The organism is Photobacterium sp. HL06, from assembly GCF_059552575.1.
In genome coordinates this window covers 376,694-403,561 of record NZ_CM183914.1, presented here as the reverse complement: position 1 = coordinate 403,561, position 26,868 = coordinate 376,694, and the positions used below count along the sequence as shown (strand labels likewise).

Here is a 26,868-nt window from a genome sequence, read left to right as displayed (position 1 = left end):
CCTCTTAGGACAGCGACATTAGCTTTTTGTCACGCGCCCACTCTTCCGGCGTGAATGTCTTAATGCTTAACGCATGAATATCATTCGTCGCAATCTGCCCCATCAGCGGACCATAGATCGTCTGCTGCTTCTTTACTCGGTTCATGCCTTCAAAAATGGCACCTACGGCAATCACTTCATAGTGGCTGCCTTCGCCCTTAACAATGATTTCATCAAGTTCTAGGGCATTTTCCAGAATTTGTTTAATTTCGGAGATTTCCACAAGCTATCCTCTTTGCTGCTTAGTCAATACAAGCAGCTAACATTGATTCGACATGGCTCAGGCGTAGCAAAGTGACAAGCTGTTCCGGCACATTCAATAACGTCAGTTCACTGCCATTATTGCTGAGCTGTTGATATACATGAAGTAACATCACCATGCCCGCCGAGTCTACCCGAGATAAAGCAGAAAGATCGAGCTTTACCCTGGCATCCTGTGGCATCCATTCATGTCTTTGCTGCCAAAAAGCTGGAACTGTGTCACGTTCCAGTTCCCCTGACAAGCAATAATAGCCATTTTCCTGAACTCGCCACTCAATCTTAGGCTCATTCATTGTTTTTATCCTCACGGCGTATCGGTTTCGCCGCAAGTTCTTTCAAATTCGCTGTTACTACATCGACACCCTCGGTGCGAAGTTGGCCACTCCACTCACTCTGTTTAGTCGAAATCATGCTGACCCCCTCGGCCACCATGTCATAGCCCTGCCATTCATTGGTCTTCTTGTTTTTGCGCAACTTGAAGTCCAGACGGATAGGCGGGCGCTTGGTATCGACGATATCAACCCGGACCGACACGATGGTGCGGCCAGCAGGCACCGACTTCGGTGGCTCAATTTTAATATCCTGATCAGTGTACTGAGTCAGTACCTGGGCATAAGATGCAACCAGATACTCAGTAAAAGCACTGACAAAATTGTTACGCTGCACTTTCGTTGTTTTTTTCAGCTGGGGCCCCAACACCTTATAAGCGGCATAGCGGGTGTTGATATACGGCAGCAGCTCCTGCCTTACAACAGTACGCAATAACTCAGGATTCCGCTGGATCTGGGCTTGCTCGGCTTTCAGGCGATCAAACGTTACCCGAGAAACGGTCTCCATCATCAGGTAAGGGTCGGTTTTATCAACAGTCGCAGCCTGAGCGAACAAAGGTAACGAAAGCAGCATCAACAACACATATTGAACGAATTTCATCATGATCCCTATTTATCACTATCACCGCCGATGCTATACAGCACCTGGCCAATCATATCTTCCAGCACCAATGCCGATTTCGTATCCTCAATCAAATCGCCATCAGCCAGCATTTCGATATCTTCATCAATAAAGCCCGGCTCAATCCCCAGGTACTGCTCACCCAGCAGCCCTGATGTAAGAATGGCAGCCGAACTGGTTTCTGGAAAGTAACCGAACTTTTTCTCGATCGCGAGGGTTACCACCGGAATATAACTCTCCGTATCTAAGGTAATATCAGTGATTTTACCCACGGTCACGCCACCCACCTTGATCGGTGAACGCACTTTCAATCCGCCGACATTATCAAAATGGGCTTTCAGGGTATAAGACTCATTACCACCAATGCTCTGTACATCCGCGACCTTGAAGACCAGTACCAACAGGGCGACAAACCCTGCAAGAACAAATCCACCAACCCACAATTCTAATTTTCTTATCTGTTGCATCCGTTAATTCCCAACGTTCCGTTAGTGTCTTATCGCTTGTTAGTTACCAAACATCAAAGCAGTCAGCACAAAATCTAATCCCAATACCGCCAGTGACGAGTTCACGACAGTTCTTGTTGTCGCCCGGCTGATCCCTTCTGATGTCGGTACCGCATCATAGCCATTGAACACCGCAATCCAAGTTACCGTAACCGCAAACACCGCGGCTTTAATGATGCTATTACCTATGTCATAACCCAGTTCCACCGATGACTGCATCACCGACCAAAAACTTCCATGGTCGATCCCCTTCCAGTCAACGCCAACCAGCTGACCGCCCCAAATACCAACGGCGCAAAACAATAAGGTCAACAGCGGCAGTGAAATTACCCCGGCCCAAAAACGGGGGGCAATCACCCTACGCAGTGGATCCACCGCCATCATTTCCATACTTGAGAGTTGTTCAGTGGCTTTCATCAAACCTATTTCAGCCGTTAGCGCCGAGCCTGCCCGGCCGGCAAACAACAAGGCGGCGACAACCGGCCCCAGCTCTCGTAGCAGTGACAGCGCCACCATCTGTCCGAGGCTGGTTTCAGCGCCAAAGTCAACCAACACAATGTAGCCCTGAAGGCTCAATACCATGCCAATAAACAAACCGGAAACCATAATAATGGCAACCGACAACACCCCGACCGAATACAGCTGCTTCATCAGCAGCGGAAACATTTTCCTTGGCTGGGGTTTGCTAACCAACGCCCCGTAAAGTAACAAACTTGCACGTCCCACAGTCTGGCATTTATCAATACCTCGCCGTCCTTGCCGCGCAATAAAATCCGCTATCATTCTTGATAATTACCTTATTCTATATGTTGTACCTGCTGGCGACCGACCATCTCAAGCACGCGCTAATATGATGGTATTCCCAGCTACTTTGGCTCAACCACCCCAAAAATATCATCACTCAGGTCCCGGGCCGGATACTTGAACGGCACCGGGCCATCAGCATCACCATCAAGAAACTGTCGGATCTGAGGATCCGGATCCGCCCGTAATTCATCAGGACTTCCCTGGCCGATGACTTTACCTCCGGACAGCAAGTAGACATGATCGGCAATGCTCATTACCTCAGGCACATCATGGGACACAATCACTGATGTGGTTCCCAGCGCCTGGTTCAGGCTTCGGATCAAAGTAACCAAGACCCCCATGGTTATTGGATCCTGGCCCACAAACGGCTCGTCATACATGATTAAATCAGGATCCAGGGCAATTGCCCTTGCGAGTGCTGCTCGCCGAGCCATCCCGCCAGATAACTCGTTCGGCATCAGCTGCGCCGCACCGCGCAACCCCACCGCTTCAAGCTTTAACAGCACCAGGGTATGTAGTAAATCTTCTGGCAAGTCAGTGTGTTCTCGCAGCGGAAAAGCCACATTGTCAAACACCGTCATATCCGTGAATAACGCCCCAGACTGAAACAACATGCTCATCTTGTTGCGCGCCTGATACAGTTCACTCCGACTCAGAGTCGGGATATTCCAGCTCTCAAACCATATCTCACCGCTATCAGGCTGGATCTGACCACCGATAAGTCGCAGTAGGGTGGTTTTTCCTATTCCCGATGGCCCCATAATGGCCGTAACTTTACCTTTGGGCACATCCAATGACACATCATCGAAAATCTTGCGGTCACCCCGCAAGAATGTCATGTTCTTGATCGAAACTAGCGCTTCAGTCTGTTCCATAGCCATCCTGTCGGCCGCTCCGGCCTTAATTTGTCTTTTTCGCCCTCCGGATCAGGGAGGATATAATTAATATTATTAATAATTTAACCGCTAAGCATCGATCATAGGTACATTATCCAACCAACTCAAGACGAGAACTGTAAGATCTGTGTAATTTCAGCCTTTATTCAGCTATCAATTTCCAAGAATGCAGAACGATTAGAGCCGCAGTCCGCCCATGAGTTCATTATACGTGTCCAACATATTGATTTTCGTCATTGCCAGCCACATCATCAGGCACAATGCAACGCCTTCCCCCTGGGCATTTTGAGTGAAGAAAGGAACAAGGCATCACAATAACTTCTCGCTCCGCTCAATTAGTCACGGCTTTTCCTTTCTTTTTAGTCAGCGAACCGTCAAAATTGCCCTCCTAACTACTATCTAAAGATTTACGACAAAAGGGATAAGAATGCTCGAAGCCATTGTGTTGCTCTGTATTGGTTTGGCTTTACTGGTATGGAGTGCAGATCGACTTGTTTTTGGTGCCGCTGCACTGGCAAAAAATCTCGGTGTTGCACCATTAGTCATCGGTATGACAATTCTTGCAATGGGCTCATCCGCCCCAGAAATGATGGTTTCAGCCACAGCCGCTCTCGATGGTAAAACCGATACGGCTGTCGGTAATGTCCTGGGTTCGAACATTGCCAATATCGCGCTTATCCTCGGCCTCACCGCCCTGCTAAAGCCGCTGGCGATCAGCTCGGGCATTATCCGCCGCGAATTACCCTTGATGATGGTCGTAACGCTTATCGCAGGCGCTCTGTTATGGGACAGCCACTTGGGTTTCCTTGAAGGCGTTCTGCTGGTGGTCTTGTTTGTAATGTTCCTGCTTGTGATGCTGAAAATCAGCCGCTCTGCCAAAGAGTCCGGCGACCCACTGGCCGAGGAACAAGAATCAGAAATCCCCGATGGTGTCAGCAACAAAGCGGCCCTGGTTTGGGTTGTTGTCGGACTGGTACTGCTTCCCTATGCAGCTAGCATGCTGGTTGATTCAGCGGTCACTATCGCCAAGTTCTTCGGTATGAGCGACCTGGTCATTGGCCTGACAATTATCGCGATCGGCACCAGCCTACCGGAACTGGCCGCCTCTATCGCCAGTATCTATAAAGGTGAAGACGATATGGCTGTCGGTAACATTATCGGCTCCAACGTCTTCAATATCCTTGCCGTTATGGGGATCCCAGGCCTGCTCAACCCTTCAGTGCTTAGCCCGCTGGCGATGGGCCGTGATTATTATGTCATGCTTGGCATCTCTGTCTTACTGCTTTTGATGGCGCTTGGAAAGCGTCGCAGAATCAACCGAGTAGAAGGTGGATTCTTGATTTGTTGCTTTGTCGCCTATCAAGGCTATCTGTTTTATAATCTAGCGGCTTAACGGAGACCTAAACCATGTCTAATACGTTTGATTATTGCAATTTTGGCCGCAAAGTTATTGAAATTGAAGCAGAAGCCCTGCAGAAACTGACCCAGTATATCAATGGCAGTTTCAGTGAAGCCTGCAGTCTCATCGCCAGTTGTACCGGCAAGGTCATTGTGATGGGAATGGGAAAATCAGGCCATATTGGCAATAAAATTGCCGCTACCCTGGCCAGTACCGGTACCCCTTCTTTCTTTGTTCACCCGGGAGAAGCCAGCCATGGCGACCTGGGTATGATCAAAAAAGGCGATGTGGTGCTCGCAATTTCAAACTCTGGCGAAGCCTCAGAAATTCTGACCCTGCTGCCGGTGATTAAGCGCCTGGGGATCCCGCTGATCAGTATGACGGGTAAACCGGAATCGAGCATGGCCAAACTGGCTCAAACCCATCTTCAGATCACTGTCGCCCAGGAAGCCTGCCCGCTGAATTTGGCACCGACGTCCAGTACCACGGCAACACTGGCTATGGGGGATGCACTGGCTATTGCCCTAATGGAAGCCCGCGGTTTTACCGCCGATGACTTTGCTCTGTCCCATCCTGGCGGCGCGCTTGGGCGCAAGCTGCTTATGCGTATTGCTGATGTGATGCACTCCGGTGAGATGCTGCCGATTGTGACTGAACAGGCCACAATCAAAGATGCCCTGCTGGAAGTCTCTCGCAAAGGGCTGGGCATGACAGCCATCGTTGATAGCAAGCAAAAGCTCAGCGGGATCTTTACCGACGGTGACTTGCGTCGCCTGCTGGACAACCGTGTTGATATCCACAACACGGCCATCGGTGAGGTAATGACCCGTGACCCGGCTACCATTTCGCCCCAGTTACTGGCTGCGGAAGGATTAAAGCTCATGGAAGACCGTAAGATCAACGGCTTGCTGGTCACGGAAGACGAACGCCTGGTGGGCGCCCTTAACATGCACGACCTACTAAAAGCCGGAGTCATGTAATGCAAATCGAAACTATTTATGGACCAGTGTGTCAAACGGTGTATCAGCAGGCAAAAAATATCCGACTGCTGATCTGCGATGTCGATGGCGTCTTCTCCGATGGCCGTATTTACATGGGTAATGACGGTGAAGAACTAAAGACCTTTCATACCCGTGATGGGTATGGCATCAAGTCATTGATGGCAGCCGGTGTTGAGATTGCAATCATTACCGGCCGCAAGTCGGCTATCGTGGAAAACCGTATGTCGGCACTGGGCATCAAGCATGTCTACCAAGGGCAGGACAACAAGCTGGCCGCTTATGCCGATATCGAGAAGAACCTTGGTATCGCACCAGAGCATACCGCCTATATTGGTGACGATTTGATTGACTGGCCGGTAATGGAAAAAGTCGGGCTGTCAGTCTGTGTCGCAGACGGCCATCCCCTGCTGGCCCGCCGTGCTGACTTTGTCACTAAAATTCAAGGTGGATACGGCGCAGTACGCGAGGTATGCGACCTGATCCTTGAAGCCAAAGGTGAATTAGATAAACATAAAGGCTTAAGTATATGACCTTACAGAAGCTACTCTATGCATTGCTACTGTTCGTTTGTGCATGGACTGGCTACTACCTGCTAGACAACTATTGGCAGGAAGATATTCAAGTGGAACCGGACGCAGAAAAGCCGTTATTTACCGGCAATGCCGTCGTCAACACCTCGTTTAACGAGTCAGGTTTGCGTAGCTACCAGATAGATTCGGACTACCTGGAGCACTTCAGTAAAAGTGGCGATACCGACTTTGTCGAGCCCGTCTTATGGGTATACCGTGACGGTACCGAAACCGAGTGGCGTATCAGCTCGAACACCGCCAGGTTAGATAAAAATCAGGTTCTGCAAATGAACGGCAATGTCCGAATTTTTAACCTCTTGCCAGAGTCAGCAGTCAAAGTGATCCAAACTGAAAGCCTGAGGCTTGACCTGATCAGCAAAGATTTTGACACCCCCGACCATGTGCTCATCACCGGCAGCGCCTTCCAAAATGAAGGCACGGGTATGAAGGGCAATATGGACCGCAGCGTGGCGACCTTATTAAAGAATGTAAAAGGTAGATATGAAGCTTTACAAAATTAGTACCCTGCTCTGCCTTTGTATCAGTGCATCTAGCTGGGCATTAAGTAACGATACAGAGCAGCCGATATATATCGATTCAGATAACCAAGAGCTCGATATTCAAAAGAATATTGTGACCTTTAGCGGTAACGTGATCTTGCGCCAGGGCAGCATTGATATCCGTGCCGATAAAGTTGTCGTTACCCGGGGACATACGGAAGGCAAGGAAACCATCGATGCCTATGGCAAGCCAGCCACCTTCCACCAAATAATGGATGACGGTAAACCTATCGATGGTGCCGCACTGAAAATGCGCTATGAAACGTCGACAGAGTTTCTGAAGATGACCGATGAGGCCATCTTGATCCAGGAAGGCAGTGAAATTCAGGGCAAGGTCATCAGCTACAAGATTGATGAGCAAAAACTCGTGGCAGAAAGTGGCAAGAAGAAGCGTGTCACCACGATTTTGCAACCGAACCAGCTTAATAGTAATAAGAAGTAAGCGACAATTATGGCAACGTTAAAAGCAGAACACTTGGCGAAAAGCTATAACGGCCGTAAAGTCGTTTCAGACGTCAGCCTCGAAGTCCATTCAGGCAAAATCGTCGGCTTGCTGGGCCCAAATGGCGCGGGCAAAACCACCTCTTTCTATATGATCGTAGGCTTGGTTGCCCGGGATGAAGGTACAATCACCATCGACGGAAACGACATCAGCCTGCAGCCGATGCACAACCGCTCGAGAATGGGGATCGGCTACCTACCGCAGGAAGCCTCTATATTCCGCAAGCTCAGCGTTCACGATAACCTGATGGCGGTATTGCAAACCCGAAAGGAACTCAGCAAAGCCGAGCGGCAAGATAAACTGGAAGAATTATTGGATGAATTCAACATTCAGCACATTCGTAGCAGTTTAGGCATGGCATTATCAGGGGGAGAACGTCGCCGGGTCGAAATCGCCCGGGCACTCGCCGCCAATCCAAAATTCATTTTGCTTGATGAACCTTTTGCCGGGGTCGATCCAATATCTGTGATCGACATCAAAAAGATCATCGAACATTTACGCGATCGTGGGCTTGGTGTCCTGATCACCGATCATAATGTCAGAGAGACGCTCGATGTCTGTGAACATGCTTACATTGTTAGCCAGGGGCAACTCATTGCCCACGGCAGCCCAAGTGATGTTCTCAATGATGAGCATGTAAAACGAGTCTATCTGGGTGACCAGTTCCGTCTATAGTTAAAATAAGGACGTACCAGGAGCCAGCCCGTAAACGCTCGACGACTGCCGATGTTTAAGCAGTGCTTGGCACCATGACAAAGATAACAACAAGGTACATACACATATATGAAAACCTCGCTCCAGCTCAAACTAGGTCAACAACTGGCAATGACGCCACAGTTGCAGCAAGCCATTCGCCTGTTGCAATTATCCACCTTGGACCTTCAGCAAGAAATTCAAGAAGCACTGGACGCTAACCCGCTGTTGGAGCTGGATGAGAACCTCAATGAAGCGGCTCCTAGTGCTGAAGAAAATAAAACCGACGGCCAAGGCAGCAATGAGGTTTCTGCCCAGGAAAGTGAGTCAGGTAACGATCCAGAACCTATCGATACCTCTGAGGCCATTGAACAGCGCGAGATGCCAGAAGAGCTCCCAGTTGATACCACCTGGGATGATGTTTACAGTGCAGGTACCGGCAGTACGGGCATTGCTATCGATGACGACATGCCCGTCTATCAGGGTGAAACCACTGAAAGCCTGCAAGATTACTTGATGTGGCAGGTTCAGCTAACGCCCTTTAGCGATACCGATTTGACCATCGCCACCGCCATTATTGATGCCACCGATGAGAAAGGCTATCTCACCTGTTCAGCCGACGAAATACTGGAAAGCATGGGCGATGACGAGGTCGAGCTGGATGAGGTTGAAGCGGTACTAAAACGCGTACAGCAATTCGACCCGCTTGGCGTTGCCTCTCGTAACCTGCAAGAATGCTTACTACTTCAGCTGGCTACCTATCCGGAAGATACCCCTTGGCTGGCTGAGGCCAAAATCCTGCTTAATCAGCACATTGATTTGCTCGCCAACCGGGACTACCGCCAGCTGATGCGCGAAACCAAGCTCAAAGAGCCAGAGTTGAAGGCGGTGATGCAGTTGATCCACAGCCTGGAGCCTCGCCCGGGCAACCGCGTAGTCAGCTCTGAAACGGAGTATGTCGTACCGGATGTCTCGGTATTTAAAGATCACGGCAAATGGGTGGTGACCATCAACCCCGATAGCGTACCGCGGATCCGGGTCAACCAGCAGTACGCTGCATTAAGCAAAAACACCCGCAACAGTGCTGACAGCCAGTTCATCCGCTCTCACCTGCAGGATGCCAAATGGCTGATCAAGAGTCTGGAAAGCCGCAATGAAACGCTGCTGAAAGTCGCCCGCTGCATTGTTGAACACCAGCAGGATTTCTTTGAATATGGCGAAGAAGCCATGAAACCTATGGTGCTCAACGATATTGCACTGGCAGTGGACATGCATGAATCAACGATTTCACGTGTGACAACGCAAAAATACATGCACACCCCACGTGGTATCTTTGAATTGAAATATTTCTTCTCAAGTCACGTTAGTACGGATAATGGCGGAGAGTGCTCTTCGACCGCTATCCGGGCACTGGTGAAGAAACTGGTTGCCGCTGAAAATCAGGCGAAGCCACTAAGTGACAGTAAAATTGCGACATTACTGGCGGATCAAGGCATCATGGTGGCACGGCGAACCATCGCCAAATACCGTGAATCGCTGGGTATCCCGCCGTCTAATCAGCGAAAACGTCTGCTCTAACCAGACGCCAACAGAAGGAAGATGTCTATGCAAATTAATCTCACAGGGCACCATGTCGAAATTACCCCGTCTCTACGTGATTACGTAACGACCAAGTTCGATAAGCTGGAGCGCTTTTTTGATAAGATTAATAATGTCCATGTGATTCTGAACGTTGAAAAATTACAGCAGGTGGCCGAAGCGACCTTGCACATTAACGCGGGAGAAATCCACGCGAAAGCGGATTCTGAAAATATGTATGCCGCTATTGATGCATTAACTGATAAACTGGTTCGTCAATTAAACAAACACAAAGATAAACTCAATAGCCACTGATCATGCAACTGAGTAATGTATTGAGCCTGGACTGCACCAAGAGTGCAGTTCACTGCTCCAGCAAAAAACGCGCCCTAGAGATCATCAGCGAGATTGCTGCTGAACACCTAGACCAGAATCCCCAGCCGCTATTTGAGTGTATGCTCAGCCGCGAAAAAATGGGAAGTACCGGTATTGGCAATGGTATCGCCATTCCCCACGGGCGGATCAATAACAGTGATCAGGCTATTGCTGTACTGATCCAGTGTATGGATCCGATCCAATTTGATGCCATTGATAACCAGCCTGTCGATCTTCTCTTTGCCCTGCTCGTCCCTGATGCGCAATGTAAGGAGCATCTTAAAACCCTGTCCTGCATGGCGGAAAAGCTGAGCAACAAACAAGTCTGCAAACAGCTACGCACCGCAAAAAGCGATGAAGAGCTTTATCAAATCCTAACCTGTGATGCATAATGCTCATCTCCCCACTCCCGTTATTTAAGGTATACAAGCCATGATGTTAATGGTCGTAAGCGGACGTTCTGGTTCAGGAAAATCCATTGCCCTGCGGGTATTGGAAGATCTGGGCTATTACTGTGTTGATAATCTACCGGTTAACCTGCTGCCGCAGTTTGTCAAAACAGTCGAAAGTAACCAGCAAGATATCGCGGTTAGCATCGATGTTCGCAATATGCCTAATGAACCTGAGGAGATCCGAAGAACACTGGATTCACTCAGTGAAACGCTCGATGTAAACGTGATTTTCCTTGATGCCGATGACAAAGAGCTGGTGAAGCGCTACAGCGAAACCCGCCGCCTGCACCCGTTATCACGCGATAACATGAGCCTGGAGCAAGCAATCCAGTCGGAAAGTAGCCGCCTAGCTGAACTGAAAGAGCATGCCGACCTGGTGATTGATACCACCAATAAGTCTATTCACGATCTAAGTGAAACGGTACGTTCCCGGGTATTGGGCCGCGATGCACGCGAGCTGGTCATGGTATTTGAATCCTTCGGTTTCAAACACGGATTACCCACGGATGCCGACTATGTTTTTGATGTCCGTTTCTTGCCAAACCCTCACTGGGTACCCGAGCTAAAACCTCTGACCGGCCTGGATCAGGGCGTCAAAGAGTTTCTCTCAGGCCACCATGAAGTGAACCAGCTGATCTACCAGATCAGAAATTTTATTGAGACCTGGCTACCGATGCTGGAAAAAAATAACCGTAGCTACCTGACGGTAGCTATTGGCTGTACTGGTGGCCAGCATCGCTCCGTATACGTAGCCCAGCAGCTAGCAGAGCATTTTCGCAGTGAAGGCCACCAGATCCAGGTGCGTCACCGTACACTGGAAGCAAGCTCATGACCGCCTTAAGCCGTCAGCTATTTATCAAGAACCGCCTTGGCTTGCACGCCCGTGCCGCCATCAAGCTGGTTGAATTGGCCCAAAGCTTCGAAGCAACCATCACTATCAGCAATGACGAGAAAAGTGCCACTGCTGATAGCGTAATGGGACTATTGATGCTGGAATCGGCCCAAGGCCAGGAAATCTGTGTCAGTGCCAATGGCAATGATGCCGAAGCGGCACTATCTGCGGTCTCTGAGCTAATTGAAGCGGGCTTTGACGAAGAAAACTAACAGCCTCATTCAGCATAACTTCGCCAATCAAGCGGCCAAAAAGAATGATTATGGGTTAATTTCCGCAAAACCGGACCATAATCATTCCTTTCATGCCACCACAGCTATTCCTCAAGCAGATTAAATCTTTATTTCCTCTCAGATCTGGTGAGACAACCACTGCACTATTGCGTTAAAATTCAGCTTATTGCGCTGCCATACCCAACTAAGCAGATCAAGCTAAACAGTCAGCAATGCCTTCTCGGCATTTCCCCTGTTCACCTCACTCACCAGTTCAGGGTATCGCGGCCGGCATCAGAGTAATTTGGGGTACCACGACCAATGGCGGATGTACTAGAACAAGATAAGACCCATCAGACGCTGCAAGAAGTCAACCAAGCGCTTGAAAATGGCATGTTTGTCCATGTCCGCCGAATGCTTCAGGATATGGAGCCGGAGGACATCGCACACCTGTTGGAAGCCTCGCCGCCTAAAGAGCGCCAGGTATTATGGCAGTTAACCGATCCGGAAGAGCAAGGTGAGATCCTCGATGAACTGTCGGAAGATGTAAAAGACGGTATTGTCTCGCAAATGGAGCCAGAAAAACTGGCCGCCGTGACCGAGGGAATGGAAACCGATGATGTTGCCTATGTACTGCGTAGCCTGCCTGATGATAAATACCAGGAAGTACTGGCGCAGATGGATGCGACAGACCGCCACCGGGTAGAAAAAGCCCTGGCCTACCCGGAAGAAACGGCTGGCGGGATGATGAGCACCGACTTTATCACTATCCGGGGTGATGTCACCGCAGATGTGGTGCTGCGTTACTTGCGAATGAAAGGCGAGCTACCCGAAGCGACAGATGCCCTGTACGTGGTTGATCAAAATGACCTGCTGATTGGGCATTTGTCACTCTCTACCTTGATCACCACCCAGCCGGATACCGCCATCCAGGAAGTCATGGATGATGCGGATGAAGCTATCGCTGTGGATATGGATGACAGTGAGGTCGCCAACCTCTTTGAACGACGCAACTGGCTCTCTGCCCCGGTCGTTGATACCAACAACCAGCTTGTTGGCCGTATCACCATTGATGACGTCGTCGATATTATCCGTGAAGATGCCGAACACTCAATGATGAGTATGGCGGGTATGGATGATGACGAGGACACCTTCGCTCCTGTCATGAAATCGGCCCGACGCCGGAGTATTTGGCTAGGCGTTAATGTGCTGGCTGCACTAGCTGCAGCTTCAGTATCAAATATGTTTGAAGAAACCCTAGATAAAATGGCGGCGATTGCGATCCTAATGACCATTGTCCCATCAATGGGCGGGGTCGCAGGCAACCAGACCGTTGCCCTGGTGATCCGTGGCCTGGCTGTCGGCCATATCGGTGAAACCAACACCCGCTGGCTGCTCAGCAAAGAGGCCCGGGTCGGCTTGATCAACGGCATTCTCTGGGCGGCAATTATTGGCGGTGTCGTCGTCGTGTGGAAAGGAAACCTGATCCTCGGGGTGATCATTGCCGGCGCCATGATGACCAACTTGCTGGTCGCAGGTATTGCCGGGGTGTGCATTCCTATCCTACTGAAAAAACTCAATATCGACCCGGCCTTGGCGGGCGGAATGGCGCTAACCACCATTACCGATATTATCGGCCTGTCGGTGTTTTTGGGGCTGGCGACAATATTTTTGGTATAAAGGAAGCGTGAAGCGTGAAGCGTGAAGCGTGAAGCGTGAAGCGTGAAGCGTGAAGCGTGAAGCGTGAAGCGTGAAGCGTGAAGCGTGAAGCGTGAAGCGTGAAGCGTGAAGCGTGAAGCGTGAAGCGTCGCAGATTGTAGAATCAAAAAAGCGAGAGTCAACAGCTCTCGCTTTTTATTCCCGCTTCCCGAAGCGAAGCGTACTCGCCTCTTACACGAAGTGTAAAACGCTTCCTATGCAAAGCATATAAGTTCTTTACTCTCCCGCTATCTTCATCGTATCGAGCAGCATAGAGCCGGTCTGGATCTGGCTACGGGTTTCGGTATCAGTACCAATCGCAACAATATGTTGCATCATGTCTTTGAGGTTACCGGCAATGGTCACTTCACTGACCGGAAACTGGATCTCGCCATTTTCCACCCAGAAACCCGCCGCACCGCGGGAGTAGTCACCAGTAACAATGTTGACTCCCTGACCCATCAGCTCGGTCACCAACAGGCCTCGATCCATTTTCTTCAGCATCTGGGTGTAGTCTTCGCCCGTCGACTTAACTAGCCAGTTATGAATACCACCAGCATGCCCGGTTGGCTGACGGCCCAGCTTACGCGCGGCGTAGCTGGTCATCAGGTAAGTCTGCAAGATACCGTCCTGGATAATTTCACGATCATGGGTAGCAAGGCCTTCACTGTCGAAAGGTGTACTTGCCATGCCACGGAGAATATGCGGACGCTCACTGATATTCATCCATTCAGGAAAGATCTGCTCATCTAGCTTATCCAGCAGGAAAGACGACTTGCGGTACAAGTTAGAGCCGCTGATCGCCATCACCAAATGCCCAAATAGCCCAGTAGCCACATCAGCGGCAAACATAATCGGAGCCTCACGGGTCGACAGCTTTTGTGGGTCAATACGGCCAACCGTACGCTCAGCAGCATGCTGGCCCACTCGCTCAGGGGTCCATAAGTCACAAGCACGACGCGCGGTTGTATAGCTGTAATCACGTTCCATTTCGCCGTTTTTACCTTCGGCAATCACACAGCAGCTGGTACTGTGGCGGCTTGAGGCATAGCTGGCCAACATGCCATGGCTATTACCATAGACACGGATACCATAGTGGCTGTCATAGCTAGCACCGTCGCTCTGCTTGATACGCGGATCGAAATCTAGCGCTGCCTGCTCAGCCTGGATGGCAATAGCGGCAGCATGATCCGGCTCAGGCTCATCGGGATGGAACAAGTCCAGATCCGGAATATCTTTGGCCATCAGCTCTTTAGGGCCTGGGCCTGCAAACGGGTCTTCTGAGGTATAGCGGGCAATATCGAGTGCCGCAGCAACAGTCTGGGCAATTGCATTCTCACTCAGATCAGAGGTAGAGGCACTGCCTTTACGCTGACCACGATAGACAGTGATCCCCAATGCTCCATCGCTATTAAACTCCACATTCTCAACGTCACACATACGTGTGGATACGCTAATACCCGTGGTTTTATTAATAGCAACTTCGGCAGCGTCAGCCTGCTTGCCCGCCAGCTCTAATGCTTTTGCGACCGCAACTTCCAGCTCTACGCGCTGCTGCGCAACCTGTTCTCTTACGTCCATACCTTCACTTTCTCAGGAAATGATACCCATTTCATTAAGTTACCCAAAGCTATCTGACTCTGACAGGTGACTAATGAAATGGGGATCATGATTATGATTAGCAGCACACCAACCAACGCTGATACGTGCTCTATTTAGTATTACTTATAGGATAACACCGCCACTGTGGAATTTGCGCCCCAAATCATGATTAAACTGATAAAATAGAGCCATTACCTTCTTTAGTGAGCCAGTTATGAGCCGTAAAAACCAAAAAGCCCCTTGGGAAGAGGAAGAAGAAATCATCTGGGTAAGCAAGTCCGAGATGAAACGCGACATGGAAGCCCTGCAAAAAATTGGTGAGGAGCTTGTTGAGCTCAAGCCTAATGCGCTGGCAAAAATTCCGCTTGATGAAGAGCTGATGGATGCCATTCGTGACGCACAGCGCTTTAAAAATGAAGCCCGCCGCCGTCAGTTACAACGAATTGGTAAGCTAATGCGCCAAGTTGAGCTTGAGCCAATCCAGGCCGCACTGGATATGCTGCGTAACAAGCACTCACAGGCGACTGTTGCCCTGAAAAAGCTGGAGCTTAAGCGCGACAAACTGATCGAAAATGGCGACAGTATGATCAATGCCATTCTGGTGGATCACCCAGATGCTGACCGTCAGCGCCTGCGCCAGCTTGTTCGCCAAGCGAACAAAGAAAAAACGCAAAACAAGCCAGCGAAAGCGTACCGCGAGATCTTCCAATACCTCAAAGAGCTGTACCTGGAAGACTAATACCAATCGGGATAAGTAAATGTTCAGATAATTGCGCAGGAAAAATCACCTAAGGCAAGGAAGAATTTGCAGTAACTAGTGGTTCTAATTACAAAAATTCTGATGTAGTAATAGGTGATTTTAACCAGCAAGAATGATCAAGTACTTATGCTGATTGGTATAACCCCGCTTAAAAGCGCACTAAAAAAATGCCAGCAATCTCATTGCTGGCATTTTTATATCGGCTAGGCTCAGGCCCGGTTACTGCGTTCCACCGACGGTCATTGAATCAACCTTCAGCGTTGGCTGGCCAACACCAACAGGTACACTCTGGCCGGCTTTACCACATACCCCGACACCGCGATCGATATCGAGATCATTACCCACCATCGATACTTGCTGCATCGCTTCAATACCACTACCGATCAAGGTCGCTCCCTTAATTGGCCGCGTCACTTTGCCGTTCTCGATCAGGTACGCTTCCGAGGCCGAGAACACAAACTTACCCGAGGTAATATCGACCTGACCACCACCAAAGTTAGGGGCGTAGATCCCTTGCTTCACGCTAGCAATGATCTCTTCCGGCGTATGCTGCCCAGGTAACATGTAAGTATTGGTCATACGTGGCATCGGCAGGTGAGCATAGGACTCGCGACGGCCGTTCCCCGTCGGGGCTACACCCATCAAACGCGCATTCAGCTTGTCTTGCATATAACCTTTAAGCTTACCGCCTTCGACCAGTACATTATATTGGCCGGGTGTACCTTCATCATCGATATTGAGAGAACCCCGACGATCAACCAATGTGCCGTCATCAACAATGGTGCACAGGGGTGAGGTTACCTGCTCGCCCATGTGGCCAGCAAACATTGATGAGCCCTTGCGGTTGAAGTCACCTTCCAAGCCATGGCCAACCGCTTCATGCAGCAAGACCCCTGGCCAGCCCGCACCGAGTACAACAGGCATAGTGCCCGCAGGCGCCGCATCGGCATCAATATTCACCAAAGCCTGACGGATTGCCTCATCGGCATAATTTAACGCAATGGACTTGCCGTTTTCTTCATTGAGAAAATATTCATAACCATAGCGTCCACCACCACCGGCACTACCGTGCTCGCGCTTATCGCCTTTTTCTATCAGTACACTGATAGACAAACGCACCAACGGGCGGATATCAGCCGCATAGGTACCATCTAGCGCGGCAACCAGTATCTGCTCATACACGCCATTGATGCTGACAGACACTTCCTTCGCCAACGGCTCTTTGGTTCGGATGTAACGGTCAATTTCTTCAAGCAATGCAATTTTCTGATGCTTGTCAAAACTCCCTAATGGATCAATTGGTGCATAGATCCCTGAAGCCGTAACAGGGCTAAATGCCTGCACTTTGCCGTTTCCACCACCACGGACAATACCACGAGCCGCTTTTGCACTCTGGGTCAATGCCAGCTGGTTGATCTGATCAGAATAGGCAAAGCCGGTTTTTTCACCAGCAACTGCCCGAACACCCACACCACGGTCAATGTTGAACGAGCCATCTTTGATTATGCTGTCTTCAAGTACTAACGACTCATGCCAACAAGACTGAAAGTAAATATCGGCATAATCCACATCCCGAGCCGCAATCAGCCCCAGAGTTTGACTTAATTCATCTCGTCCCAAGCCTGACTGGGTCAGCATGGTGTTTTCTACAGTTTCCAGAGTCATTCACTTTGCTCTTGTAAGATACCTATCGCTGGTGCACACCTAACCGGGCGTGTTTCAGCAAAGGCATATTTGTTCTTATGGTCTGGCTTAAATTTAAATCCAGATCGGCCGTCAGTACACCGGTTCCCTGCTGCTGGCAGGCAACCACCTGGCCCCAGGGATCAATTATCATTGAGTGTCCCCAGGTTTCCCGGCCTTCATTATGCTCGCCCCACTGGGCTGCAGCCACAATCCAGCACTGCGTTTCCACCGCACGAGCACGTAATAATACATCCCAGTGAGCCTTACCGGTCACTTTGGTAAATGCCGCCGGAACCACAATAATATCAGCACCCTGCTCTCTTAAAGCCGTATACAGCTGTGGGAAGCGGATATCATAGCAGATTGATAACCCGATGTTGCCAAAGGGTGTTGGCACCACTTTAATATCACGCCCTGGCTGGAACGTATCAGATTCACGGTAACTATGATGCTGATCTTCTATTTCAACATCAAACATATGCAATTTATCGTAATGCGCCAGGCATTGGCCGTTATCATCGAACAGCAAGGCTGTTGTGGTGATAGCCCCGTCAGGCTGGCGGATCGGCATCGAACCGATCAGCAGCCAAATCCCTAGCTGCCGTGTAAACGCTGATAATTCAGCCTGTAAAGGCCCCTCTCCCAGAGGCTCAGCATGGCGCTGATAATCTAAACGGGAACCAAACACCAGACAATTCTCTGGCGTCACAACTAGCTTCGCCCCTTGCAACTGCAGCCCTTTGAGCTTTTTTTTCAGTTGCCGTAAATTCTCTTCAGGATCGGCACCTGAATTCATTTGTACAACGCCCACTATTGCCATCATTTACTTCCTTTTTCTGACAAAGACCGCCATTCCATATTCATTAAAGCAGGTGCTCTTATTCTTTTAGCTTTTCAGGCAAAGTGTACTCACCCGTAAAGCGAGATTTCTCGGTGACCGTCGGAGAATCAATCGGCCCTTTCACCACGTAGTTGATCTGGGTGAATACATCCAGTACCGGTGATAGCGCCGTTGAAATGGCAAATACCAAAATCGCAGTTTGCGGCGCCACAGCAAAAGCGGTCAATACCGGTATACCGGATGTAAAATCAGGAAGAAACTTCACATTCGCATCAACCGTTTCATTTACAAGGTTAGCACTTCCGGTAATAAACATATCGCCCGCCAGCGCCTTCATCTTAATGTCGTCACTCTCAAACTGGCCATTCTCAATGGTTCCGGAGCCCTTGATGTAATCGAATGCCAAACCGTCATCAAAAATACCGGAGAAATCGAGCTGCATTTTGCGCACAATCGAATCGATACTAAATAGCCCAAGCAAGCGCCCTGCACCACCGACTTCACTGATCACGCCCTTGCCAGTTTCTGTTTTCACTTCGCCGCTCAAAGTTTCACGGTGCATCGTCCAAGGTGAGCCCTGCCACTGAATCGACGCATAGCTGCTGAACTCTGCCCCCTGGATCCCTCCGGAAACACCAAATCGCCCCATCAAATCAGAACTGTTTTCACCTTCGATATCGAAGGCAATTTGTGTTTCATTCTGATCATCATCTAGCATCCAGTGGCCATCTAGGCTTAAGGAGGTTGTTCCGGAGTCAATCAGAAAGTTTTGCAACTCCAGCATCGGCCCTTCCCGGCGCAACTTACCTGTCACCTTACCCAGACGGTACCCCTGTAACCAGGCATCCTCAAGCTGCAGATCCATTTCCGGTATATTGGCCATCATACTACGGTCAAAATCGGTTGCTGGTGGAATATCACTCTGTGGAACATATTTTTTACGTGGTAATACTTCTTCAACACTCTCAAGCCCCGGCAGATTCAAGTGCATTTTTTCCAGCACTATCTTCAATGGCGCACCGTCTGGCCAGAAAGCCTCACCAGTGGCTTCACGGCTTCCCAAGATCATATGCCACTGCGCAGGTTGTTTGCGAACCGCCAGATCAACCTCATTCCAGTTCAGCGTCGCCAGTTTCAGCCTCTTTATCCGGCCGTTTACCCGGGTCGGTAACGGGATTTCCGGCATCACAACAGGCTGACCGGAATCTGCCAACTCGGCGGCCTTATCATCAATTTCACCTGCCAGCTCAATCCAGCGGTCAGCATCCAGGCTATCACTGTTGATCCGCAAGGTATGGTTGCCCACAGCCAAAGAGCGTAATTTTCCGCCCCCAACCAGCAACTCGCTCGCCTCAATTTTCAGCCGCTCCGGCACCAAGTTGATCGTTGCCTGGTAGCTGGCATCTGGCACTGCTACTGTCGCTGTAAGTGATTCGGCATTACCTGCGGCCATCACTTTAGCCTGTTGTTTAGTACCTGGTGACAGGTGGAGCGGATAAGGCAACTTGCTATTTACTGCAGAAAGATCGGCCAACAGGTCAACATCATAATTAAAGCCAGTATCATGCAAACTCACCCCGACTGCTGCCTGCCAAGGGCTACGACCAGACACATGTGCTAATAAAGGATCCTGGATCTGCTGCTGCAAAGCTGCGATCTCCCAGTCTCCTCCCAGCTGGATCCCGACTTGATAGCCCGTCTCGACACTCTTACCATCAAAACCAAAACTAACAGGTTGTGCCAGCAACATGCCCTGAATATCATTAGCTTTAATGACATCATTATCAAAACCCAGACTACCACTGACTTGCTCTAGCTGGATCGGGGGAGCCTCAATGGCGATCTGGTTTTTTTCCAGCTGAGCCGAACCCCAGGCTCGTACCTCGCTGCCATCAAAAGGAATATCCAGCTTGAAACGTGATGTCACCGGGCCACTGACCTGAACGGTCGTCAATGCAGCACCAACGGAATCAACCAATGGTGTCGCCAGCATATAATCACGGATCTGTTGGCCTTCTGCACCGACATCAAGGGCCAGCTTCAAGTGCCCGTCAGGACTCAGCTCGGCATCACCAGTCACCCGGGAGGCCGTTGCCCCCATCGTTTTTGCATGGCTCGCATCGAGATACATGAAATCATTTTCAAACAGCAGGTCCAATTTAAGGTCGGTAAGTACAGGCCACGCCGTATCAAAGCTAAAGCGCCCCTCTCTAAGGGGCACATCAACTTGAAAAATCCCATCATGCTTGCTGTAAGGAAAATCAGAAAGCTCGCCGTACCATAACAACTGCGCATGATCGGCCTTGCCGCCTCGAATCGCCGTCGACAGGAAATCGGTCAACTCACGTCCCAACGCCAGTGTCGGTAAATAACGCCAGGCTTCACCCGCATTACTCACCGAGGCTTCACCGTAAAATGACAGCCATGACGGTGCATCGGCCGGAAAGTCCAACCTGAACTGACCATCTGCGGTTAAATGCGGCGTCGACACGGCCAGCTGATCGCTCCACAATCTCCATCCCTCTTCACCGACTTGCCAGTAAGCGGTGACTTCACCTTTGGCGAGCTGCAATGGCGCCTGAAATACATTGCCATACGGCAAAATGTCATCTTCAAGATCCAATATGGCTTTGCCGGAATTCAGGCTACCGGATAGTCGGGCATTAAGCTTATGTACCTCAGGCAGCAGCTCCCACTGTTTCATGCCAAACTGTTTTAGGCTGGCAGAAAATCGAGGTGGCTGATCGCCATTGGCGGCTACACGAATATCCTGTAGCTGGCCTGAAGGCTGCAATGTCGATAGAACGTCGGCTGCTGCATTGTCCTTCGGCAAGAAACTAGTGAATGGAAGTAGATGCTCCAGAGGAAGATGGCTCAATGCAACCTGCCAGCGCTCTGGTTCCCATTGCGCGGCAATATCAAAGGCAGGCCAAAGCAGCTTGTCGGTTTGCAAAGTTATCTGGTCACTATCAATCCGCCAGCCTGTTTTTCCTTCTGCCAGAGCTTGCGGGGTTAGCCCCACCAGCCCCTGACGGATCCGGAACTCATGCTTTTCTTCGCCCTGGCGCCAGCGCAGGTAGCTATCATCGAGCTTAGCCAGACTTTTGACCAATTTACCGCTTTGTAAATTTAGCCAGATTTCGGCATTAATATTACTGCCCGTTATATCGGCACCGCCCAGCAGCTGCTTATTCAGCCATGGGGTAACCGATAGGTTTTGGCTCTGGACATAGATGCTGCCAGACAGTTCAGGCAACGAGCGTTTGGCCGATAAGTTAGCAATCACTCGCATCTGGCTGAAGTGAGTATCAGCAACGCTGATCACCCCTTCAGCCAGGTGCTGGCCACCTGTCCCATCCCATTTTAATTCTTTGATATCGATACGTTGCTTATGTCCGGCCGGAGACAACAAGGTGATATCAGAGTTCTTCAGGGAAAACTTTCCTAACTGAACAAAAAATAACGCTTCCAGCCGTGCCACGGTGGAAGCTTGGCTACTATCTTCTGCCGTTGGTTGCACTAGGGTATCCTGGCTGAAAACAGAACCAGGAAGGCGGGTCAGGTCAAGGCTTAGCTGATTGATACGTATATCTTTGAATACCGGCCGTACCTCAAACGCCGAGCGCAGCACATCAAGCTGCATCTCAACATCACCGACCTGGACAATCGAGGCCGGATCATCGGTTGCCGCTACCTCTACACCCTGCAAGACCAGGGATGGTCCTAGGTTACGCCAGCGCCCTTCGACATGGGCAATTTCCAGGCGCATTTCAGCCTGTTCAGATGCCCACTGACGGATAGGCTCGCGATATTCGTTTAGCTGGGGAAGGAAAAAACGCAGACCACTAATCGCAATTGCGGCCAGTACCAACATAGTCAGCACCAGCCACATTAATCCACGTGCCAGACGAACTGGAACTGTTGTCACTCAATAGCCTCGCATGGGTAATTACATCATTACAACGTCAAATTGTTCCTGGATATATAATGGCTCAGCTTTAATTTTCACCTGCTTACCAATAAATACTTCCAGCTCTGCCAAGGCGTGGTATTCATCACCCGCCAAGGCTTCCGCCACCGCAGGCGAGACATATACCGCAAATCGGTCAGCATCGTAGGCACGGTTCACCCGGGTAATTTCACGCAGGATCTCGTAGCAAACACTTTCAACTGTTTTCACCGTACCGCGCCCTTCACAAGTCGGGCAAGTACCACACAGAACGTGCTCGATACTTTCACGGGTCCGCTTACGCGTCATCTCAACCAGGCCTAGCTGAGTAAAGCCATTGATATTGGTTTTTACCCGATCATAAGAGAGCGCCTGCTCCAGAGCGAGCAATACGCGGCGCTGGTGATCTTCCAATGCCATATCGATAAAATCGATAATAATGATCCCACCGAGATTTCGTAACCGAAGTTGACGCGCAATCGCCTTGGTAGCCTCAATATTGGTGTTGAAGATAGTTTCTTCCAGGTTACGGCGGCCAACAAACGCCCCGGTATTAATATCGACGGTGGTCATGGCTTCCGTCTGATCAATGATCAGGTAACCACCGGATTTAAGCTCGACCTTGCGATCCAGCGAGCGCTGAATTTCACTCTCTGTATCGTATAAATCAAATATAGGCTGCTCGCCGGCGTAATATTCAAGTTTCTCGCTCAGCTCAGGAACGAATTCATCGGTGAACTCTTTGAGCTTTTCAAAACCAAGGCGCGAATCAACCTGGATACAGTCCAGTTCCGTGCCAACAAAGTCACGAAGAATACGCTGCGCCAGGCCGAGCTCGCCATATAGCATCGACTTTGGCTTGTGCTTGGCACGGCGATCCAACACTTTACGCCATAGGTGTTTCAGAAATGCGGCATCTTGCGCCAGTTCTTCCGCCGTCGCCCCTTCGGCAGCAGTACGGATAATAAAGCCACCCAGATCGTCACAGTATTTGTTCACGACCTTCTTCAGGCGCTCGCGCTCATTTTCACTTTCAATACGCTGGGAAACACCCACATGGCCGGCCCCCGGCATAAAGACCAGGTAACGCGACGGCAAGGTAACATCGGTTGTCAGGCGGGCACCCTTGGTTCCCAGGGGATCTTTGACTACCTGAACCACCAGATCCTGTCCCTGGCGGACCAGCTCGGAAATATCCCGAACCTGAAACTGTTGTTTTTCATTTTCAGCCACACATTCAGTGTGCGGCACAATATCGGACGCATGCAGAAATGCGGCTTTATCCAAACCGATATCGACAAACGCAGCCTGCATACCCGGCAATACCCGGCTCACCCGGCCTTTATAAATATTGCCGACAATACCGCGTTTTGATTCTCGTTCTATATGTACTTCCTGAAGGGTCCCTCCTTCAATCATTGCAACGCGCGTTTCACTTGGCGTCACGTTAATCAGCAGCTCTGTGCTCATGGTTGCCTCTAAATTGATAAACTTAAAAAGTCTTGAACCATGATGTCGGTTTCCATTAACGGTAACCCCACCACAGCGTAATAACTGCCATCGATGCGCTCGATAAATTTGCCGCCGATCCCCTGGATCCCATAGCTGCCCGCTTTATCCTGCGGCTCACCACTTTGCCAGTATGCTTCTATTTCTTTATCAGACAAAGTCTTGAACCAGACGTTCGTTACAACCAGGCGGGTTTCTTTGCGTGTTGCCGTTGCCAATGTGACTGCTGTCATCACCTGGTGCTGGCGGCCTGACAGCAGTGTCAGCATGCGCTTGGCATCGGCAAAGTCTTCAGGTTTTTCCAAGATTTCATCATCTACTACAACAATAGTATCTGAACCCAGTACCGGCGTCTGGCCATCGGTTTCTTTTACCCCGGCCAGAGCCTTGTCTTGTGACAGGCGCTGAACATACTCCGCCGGGCCCTCACCAGGCTGATGACACTCCTCAACATCCACAACCACCCGTTCAAAGCGGTAACCCAGCTGAGCCAGTAACTCTTTGCGGCGGGGAGATCCCGATGCCAGATACAGTTGCAACGTAGACATGATCTATACCATTTACTTAAATATCAAAAAGATCCATTCGATGTCATGCTTCACAACCTAACACCGAATAGACCTTGTTTGAAAAATTATTTAACGAATTGAGAACTTGCGACGCATTCGCCGCAGCAGTAAAAACAGCCATGGCCACAATAGTAAGTTAAGCAGCACAGCCCATAACCGTTGTGGCTCAAAGGTGATCACTGATACCAGGTATTCAGCCCAAAACTCGATCAGCTTACCGGCCAGCGTCAGCAAAGCGACCAGTATCGCCTGCTGCCACAGTGATAAGTTACGTAGCACCTGAAAATTCAGGGCGACGACATAACACAGAACTGACATCATCAGGCCGCGTACCCCGAGGGTCGAACCCAGCATCAGATCCCACAGCAGCCCCAGGAGCAATGCTGTTCCGACATTTATCCGGTGAGGCAATGCCAACACCCAGTAAAATGCCACCAGCAACACCCATGAAGGCCTGAATAGCTCTAGCTCGCCAGGCCATGGCGCGGCCTGTAAAATCAGCGCCACGATAAAAGACAGCCAGATCAGCAAACGGCCGTTCGGTCGACTAGTTGCCACTATCGGCCTCCCCTAGCATCAGCGTTTCCCGTGGTGTCGGCCAGACCAACAGCAGATAGCGCAAGCGATCAAACTGTACTGTCGGCTTAGCTTTAATTTGTGCAAAAGGTCGTTTGTTATCAAACGAAAACTCGGTTACGTGCCCGATAGGATACCCTTCGGGGAATCGGCCGCCCAGGCCGGAGGAGACCAGTAGATCCCCGACTTCAATATCGGTACTGCTCGGCACATGCTCAAGCTGGACCTGATCTATCTGGCCACTGCCCGAAGCGATGACCCGAATATCATTGCGGACAACCTGGATCGGGATCGCATGGGTGGGATCAATCAATAACAGCACGCGGCTGTTATGGGCACCGACATAAGATACCTGGCCGACGATCCCTTTTTCATTGATCACCGGCTGGCCTTCGTACACACCGTCGACCCGCCCCTTGTCAATCATCACCTGATGGCTGTAAGGATCCGAATCCACCGCCATCACTTCTGCGATCAACTTCTTCTCGTCACGGACAAACGGTGAGCCTAACAGCTCGCGTAAACGCTGGTTTTCCTGCTTCAACTGGTCGAGCAGCAGCACATCGCTCTGCTTTACCAATAAATCACGCTTAAGTGCTTTATTCTCTGCCAACAAACGCTGATGTGAGCTCAACTGGCCCGACATACCATCTAACATATCGCGGGGCAAGTTAGCAGCATATTGAAGAGGCGCAATTGCTGTGTTCAGCAAATAACGTACATTGGCGAAGGCATCTAGGCGGCTGTCGGCCAGCATCAGGCTAACCGACAGTAATATGGCAAGAAACAGGCGTAACTGCAGAGAGGGGCCTCTGCCAAATATAGGTTTCATCTAACGCTATAACCTGTTTTATCAATTGCCAGACATGGCATTATTATTCTTCGCTGAATAGATCGCCGCCGTGCATATCGATCATTTCCAGTGCCTTACCACCACCACGTGCAACACACGTTAGCGGATCTTCAGCGACAACCACTGGGATACCGGTTTCTTCTGTTAGCAGGCGGTCAAGATCACGCAATAGCGCACCACCACCGGTCAGTACCATGCCGCGCTCTGAGATATCAGACGCCAGCTCTGGTGGACACTGCTCAAGCGCAACCATCACCGCCGAAACGATACCGGTTAGTGGCTCTTGCAATGCTTCTAGAATTTCATTGGAGTTCAGGGTAAAGCTACGAGGCACACCTTCAGCTAGGTTACGGCCGCGCACTTCGATCTCACGCACTTCGTCACCCGGGTAAGCCGAGCCGATTTCATGCTTGATGCGCTCTGCGGTTGCTTCACCGATCAGGCTGCCGTAGTTACGGCGTACGTAGTTAATAACAGCTTCATCAAAGCGGTCACCACCGATACGTACCGATGAGGAGTAAACCACACCGTTAAGCGAGATCACAGCGACCTCAGTAGTACCACCACCGATATCGATCACCATCGAACCTGTCGCTTCCGATACTGGCATACCCGCACCGATCGCAGCCGCCATTGGCTCATCAATTAGGTACACTTCGCGGGCACCTGCACCCTGTGCCGATTCACGGATCGCACGACGCTCAACCTGGGTAGAGCCACAAGGAACCGCCACCAGCACGCGTGGGCTAGGACGCAGGATGCTGTTGTCATGCACCTGCTTGATAAAATGCTGCAGCATTTTTTCAGTCACGTAAAAATCGGCAATCACACCGTCTTTCATCGGACGGATAGCGGCGATATTACCGGGAGTACGACCTAGCATCTGTTTTGCGTCATGACCGACGGCGGCAACACTTTTGGTTGCTCCCGCACGATCCTGGCGAATAGCTACTACTGATGGTTCATCGAGTACGATGCCCTGTCCTTTGACATAAATAAGGGTGTTGGCAGTACCCAGGTCAATAGACAGGTCATTAGAAAACATGCCACGAAGTTTTTTAAACATAGTCTTCGGCTAATTCCTGCAAGCTTACAAATTCGTTAAATTGTGCTAAATGTATCAAGGGGCAAG

Annotated in this window: 28 protein-coding genes; 13 read left to right on the top strand and 15 right to left on the bottom strand. The window is 50.3% G+C overall.

All coding sequences use genetic code 11. The annotated features are described in order from the left end of the window. Positions 1-4: 4 nt before the first annotated feature. The 6 genes from ibaG to mlaF all read right to left on the bottom strand — a co-directional run bounded on the left by ibaG (position 5) and on the right by mlaF (position 3,439). Complete coding sequence (gene ibaG / locus AC51G0_RS01960; RefSeq protein ID WP_496300460.1) at positions 5-262, bottom strand: BolA family iron metabolism protein IbaG; 258 nt, start codon at positions 260-262, stop codon at positions 5-7. A gap of 19 nt (positions 263-281) precedes the next feature. After that, positions 282-593: an STAS domain-containing protein gene (locus AC51G0_RS01955; protein ID WP_496300459.1), complete on the bottom strand. Its 312-nt coding sequence runs from the start codon at positions 591-593 to the stop codon at positions 282-284. Next, positions 586-1,230: a phospholipid-binding protein MlaC gene (mlaC, locus tag AC51G0_RS01950; RefSeq protein WP_496301839.1), complete on the bottom strand. Its 645-nt coding sequence runs from the start codon at positions 1,228-1,230 to the stop codon at positions 586-588. The genes AC51G0_RS01955 and mlaC overlap by 8 nt, the downstream gene beginning before the upstream one ends. Positions 1,231-1,238: 8 nt before the next feature. Then, positions 1,239-1,718, bottom strand: coding sequence for an outer membrane lipid asymmetry maintenance protein MlaD (gene mlaD, locus AC51G0_RS01945; protein ID WP_496300458.1), 480 nt, complete (start codon positions 1,716-1,718; stop codon positions 1,239-1,241). Between the two features lie 39 nt (positions 1,719-1,757). Next, positions 1,758-2,540: a lipid asymmetry maintenance ABC transporter permease subunit MlaE gene (gene mlaE / locus AC51G0_RS01940; RefSeq protein WP_496300457.1), complete on the bottom strand. Its 783-nt coding sequence runs from the start codon at positions 2,538-2,540 to the stop codon at positions 1,758-1,760. Between the two features lie 83 nt (positions 2,541-2,623). Then, positions 2,624-3,439: a phospholipid ABC transporter ATP-binding protein MlaF gene (gene mlaF / locus AC51G0_RS01935; RefSeq protein WP_496300456.1), complete on the bottom strand. Its 816-nt coding sequence runs from the start codon at positions 3,437-3,439 to the stop codon at positions 2,624-2,626. 448 nt (positions 3,440-3,887) lie between these two features. Here mlaF and AC51G0_RS01930 point away from each other — a divergent pair, with 448 nt between their 5' ends. From AC51G0_RS01930 to mgtE, 12 genes are all read left to right on the top strand, one after another. After that, positions 3,888-4,853 carry a calcium/sodium antiporter gene (locus AC51G0_RS01930; RefSeq protein ID WP_496300455.1) on the top strand — a complete coding sequence of 322 codons (966 nt, stop codon included), beginning with the start codon at positions 3,888-3,890 and terminating at the stop codon, positions 4,851-4,853. A gap of 14 nt (positions 4,854-4,867) precedes the next feature. Next, positions 4,868-5,839 carry a KpsF/GutQ family sugar-phosphate isomerase gene (locus AC51G0_RS01925; RefSeq protein WP_496300454.1) on the top strand — a complete coding sequence of 324 codons (972 nt, stop codon included), beginning with the start codon at positions 4,868-4,870 and terminating at the stop codon, positions 5,837-5,839. Next, a complete protein-coding gene (gene kdsC / locus AC51G0_RS01920) occupies positions 5,839-6,390 on the top strand; it encodes a 3-deoxy-manno-octulosonate-8-phosphatase KdsC (protein ID WP_496300453.1) in 552 nt (183 codons plus the stop codon). The genes AC51G0_RS01925 and kdsC overlap by 1 nt, the downstream gene beginning before the upstream one ends. Beyond that, on the top strand, positions 6,387-6,950 hold the full coding sequence (gene lptC / locus AC51G0_RS01915) for an LPS export ABC transporter periplasmic protein LptC (RefSeq protein ID WP_496300452.1): 564 nt from the start codon (positions 6,387-6,389) through the stop codon (positions 6,948-6,950). The genes kdsC and lptC overlap by 4 nt, the downstream gene beginning before the upstream one ends. After that, positions 6,931-7,431 carry a lipopolysaccharide transport periplasmic protein LptA gene (lptA, locus tag AC51G0_RS01910; RefSeq protein WP_496300451.1) on the top strand — a complete coding sequence of 167 codons (501 nt, stop codon included), beginning with the start codon at positions 6,931-6,933 and terminating at the stop codon, positions 7,429-7,431. Before lptC ends, lptA begins: the two co-directional genes overlap by 20 nt. Before the next feature lie 9 nt (positions 7,432-7,440). Next, entirely contained in the window at positions 7,441-8,166 is a 726-nt protein-coding gene (gene lptB, locus AC51G0_RS01905) for an LPS export ABC transporter ATP-binding protein (protein WP_496300450.1), read from the top strand. Between the two features lie 108 nt (positions 8,167-8,274). After that, a complete protein-coding gene (rpoN, locus tag AC51G0_RS01900) occupies positions 8,275-9,762 on the top strand; it encodes an RNA polymerase factor sigma-54 (RefSeq protein ID WP_496300449.1) in 1,488 nt (495 codons plus the stop codon). A gap of 27 nt (positions 9,763-9,789) precedes the next feature. Continuing rightward, positions 9,790-10,077 (top strand): ribosome hibernation promoting factor, encoded by a 288-nt coding sequence (gene hpf, locus AC51G0_RS01895; RefSeq protein WP_064601809.1) that lies wholly within the window; start codon positions 9,790-9,792, stop codon positions 10,075-10,077. Positions 10,078-10,079: 2 nt separating this feature from the next. Next, a complete protein-coding gene (ptsN, locus tag AC51G0_RS01890; protein ID WP_496300448.1) occupies positions 10,080-10,529 on the top strand; it encodes a PTS IIA-like nitrogen regulatory protein PtsN in 450 nt (149 codons plus the stop codon). Between the two features lie 40 nt (positions 10,530-10,569). Further along, entirely contained in the window at positions 10,570-11,421 is an 852-nt protein-coding gene (rapZ, locus tag AC51G0_RS01885) for an RNase adapter RapZ (protein WP_496300447.1), read from the top strand. Continuing rightward, a complete protein-coding gene (locus AC51G0_RS01880) occupies positions 11,418-11,693 on the top strand; it encodes an HPr family phosphocarrier protein (RefSeq protein WP_496300446.1) in 276 nt (91 codons plus the stop codon). Before rapZ ends, AC51G0_RS01880 begins: the two co-directional genes overlap by 4 nt. A gap of 321 nt (positions 11,694-12,014) precedes the next feature. Further along, on the top strand, positions 12,015-13,373 hold the full coding sequence (mgtE, locus tag AC51G0_RS01875) for a magnesium transporter (RefSeq protein WP_496300445.1): 1,359 nt from the start codon (positions 12,015-12,017) through the stop codon (positions 13,371-13,373). Positions 13,374-13,628: 255 nt separating this feature from the next. On the opposite strand, the gene pmbA is transcribed toward mgtE, so the two are convergent. Next, the gene (gene pmbA / locus AC51G0_RS01870; protein WP_496300444.1) at positions 13,629-14,972 is read right to left on the bottom strand and encodes a metalloprotease PmbA; all 1,344 of its coding nucleotides are present in this window, start codon (positions 14,970-14,972) and stop codon (positions 13,629-13,631) included. Positions 14,973-15,207: 235 nt separating this feature from the next. Between pmbA and yjgA the strand changes: the two genes are divergently transcribed. Next, complete coding sequence (yjgA, locus tag AC51G0_RS01865; RefSeq protein WP_496300443.1) at positions 15,208-15,732, top strand: ribosome biogenesis factor YjgA; 525 nt, start codon at positions 15,208-15,210, stop codon at positions 15,730-15,732. Positions 15,733-15,972: 240 nt separating this feature from the next. On the opposite strand, the gene tldD is transcribed toward yjgA, so the two are convergent. The 8 genes from tldD to mreB form a co-directional block, all read right to left on the bottom strand. Next, positions 15,973-17,391 carry a metalloprotease TldD gene (tldD, locus tag AC51G0_RS01860; protein WP_496301838.1) on the bottom strand — a complete coding sequence of 473 codons (1,419 nt, stop codon included), beginning with the start codon at positions 17,389-17,391 and terminating at the stop codon, positions 15,973-15,975. A 49-nt stretch (positions 17,392-17,440) separates the two neighbouring features. Further along, on the bottom strand, positions 17,441-18,259 hold the full coding sequence (locus tag AC51G0_RS01855; protein WP_496301836.1) for a carbon-nitrogen hydrolase family protein: 819 nt from the start codon (positions 18,257-18,259) through the stop codon (positions 17,441-17,443). Positions 18,260-18,317: 58 nt separating this feature from the next. Further along, positions 18,318-22,208 carry a YhdP family protein gene (locus AC51G0_RS01850; protein WP_496300442.1) on the bottom strand — a complete coding sequence of 1,297 codons (3,891 nt, stop codon included), beginning with the start codon at positions 22,206-22,208 and terminating at the stop codon, positions 18,318-18,320. A 21-nt stretch (positions 22,209-22,229) separates the two neighbouring features. Next, a complete protein-coding gene (rng, locus tag AC51G0_RS01845) occupies positions 22,230-23,699 on the bottom strand; it encodes a ribonuclease G (protein WP_496300441.1) in 1,470 nt (489 codons plus the stop codon). A gap of 8 nt (positions 23,700-23,707) precedes the next feature. Further along, positions 23,708-24,286: a Maf family protein gene (locus AC51G0_RS01840; RefSeq protein ID WP_496300440.1), complete on the bottom strand. Its 579-nt coding sequence runs from the start codon at positions 24,284-24,286 to the stop codon at positions 23,708-23,710. A gap of 90 nt (positions 24,287-24,376) precedes the next feature. Further along, positions 24,377-24,865 carry a rod shape-determining protein MreD gene (gene mreD / locus AC51G0_RS01835; RefSeq protein ID WP_496300439.1) on the bottom strand — a complete coding sequence of 163 codons (489 nt, stop codon included), beginning with the start codon at positions 24,863-24,865 and terminating at the stop codon, positions 24,377-24,379. Continuing rightward, the gene (mreC, locus tag AC51G0_RS01830) at positions 24,855-25,715 is read right to left on the bottom strand and encodes a rod shape-determining protein MreC (RefSeq protein WP_496300438.1); all 861 of its coding nucleotides are present in this window, start codon (positions 25,713-25,715) and stop codon (positions 24,855-24,857) included. Before mreC ends, mreD begins: the two co-directional genes overlap by 11 nt. A gap of 43 nt (positions 25,716-25,758) precedes the next feature. Beyond that, a complete protein-coding gene (gene mreB / locus AC51G0_RS01825; protein ID WP_075762409.1) occupies positions 25,759-26,802 on the bottom strand; it encodes a rod shape-determining protein MreB in 1,044 nt (347 codons plus the stop codon). Between the last annotated feature and the right edge of the window lie 66 nt (positions 26,803-26,868).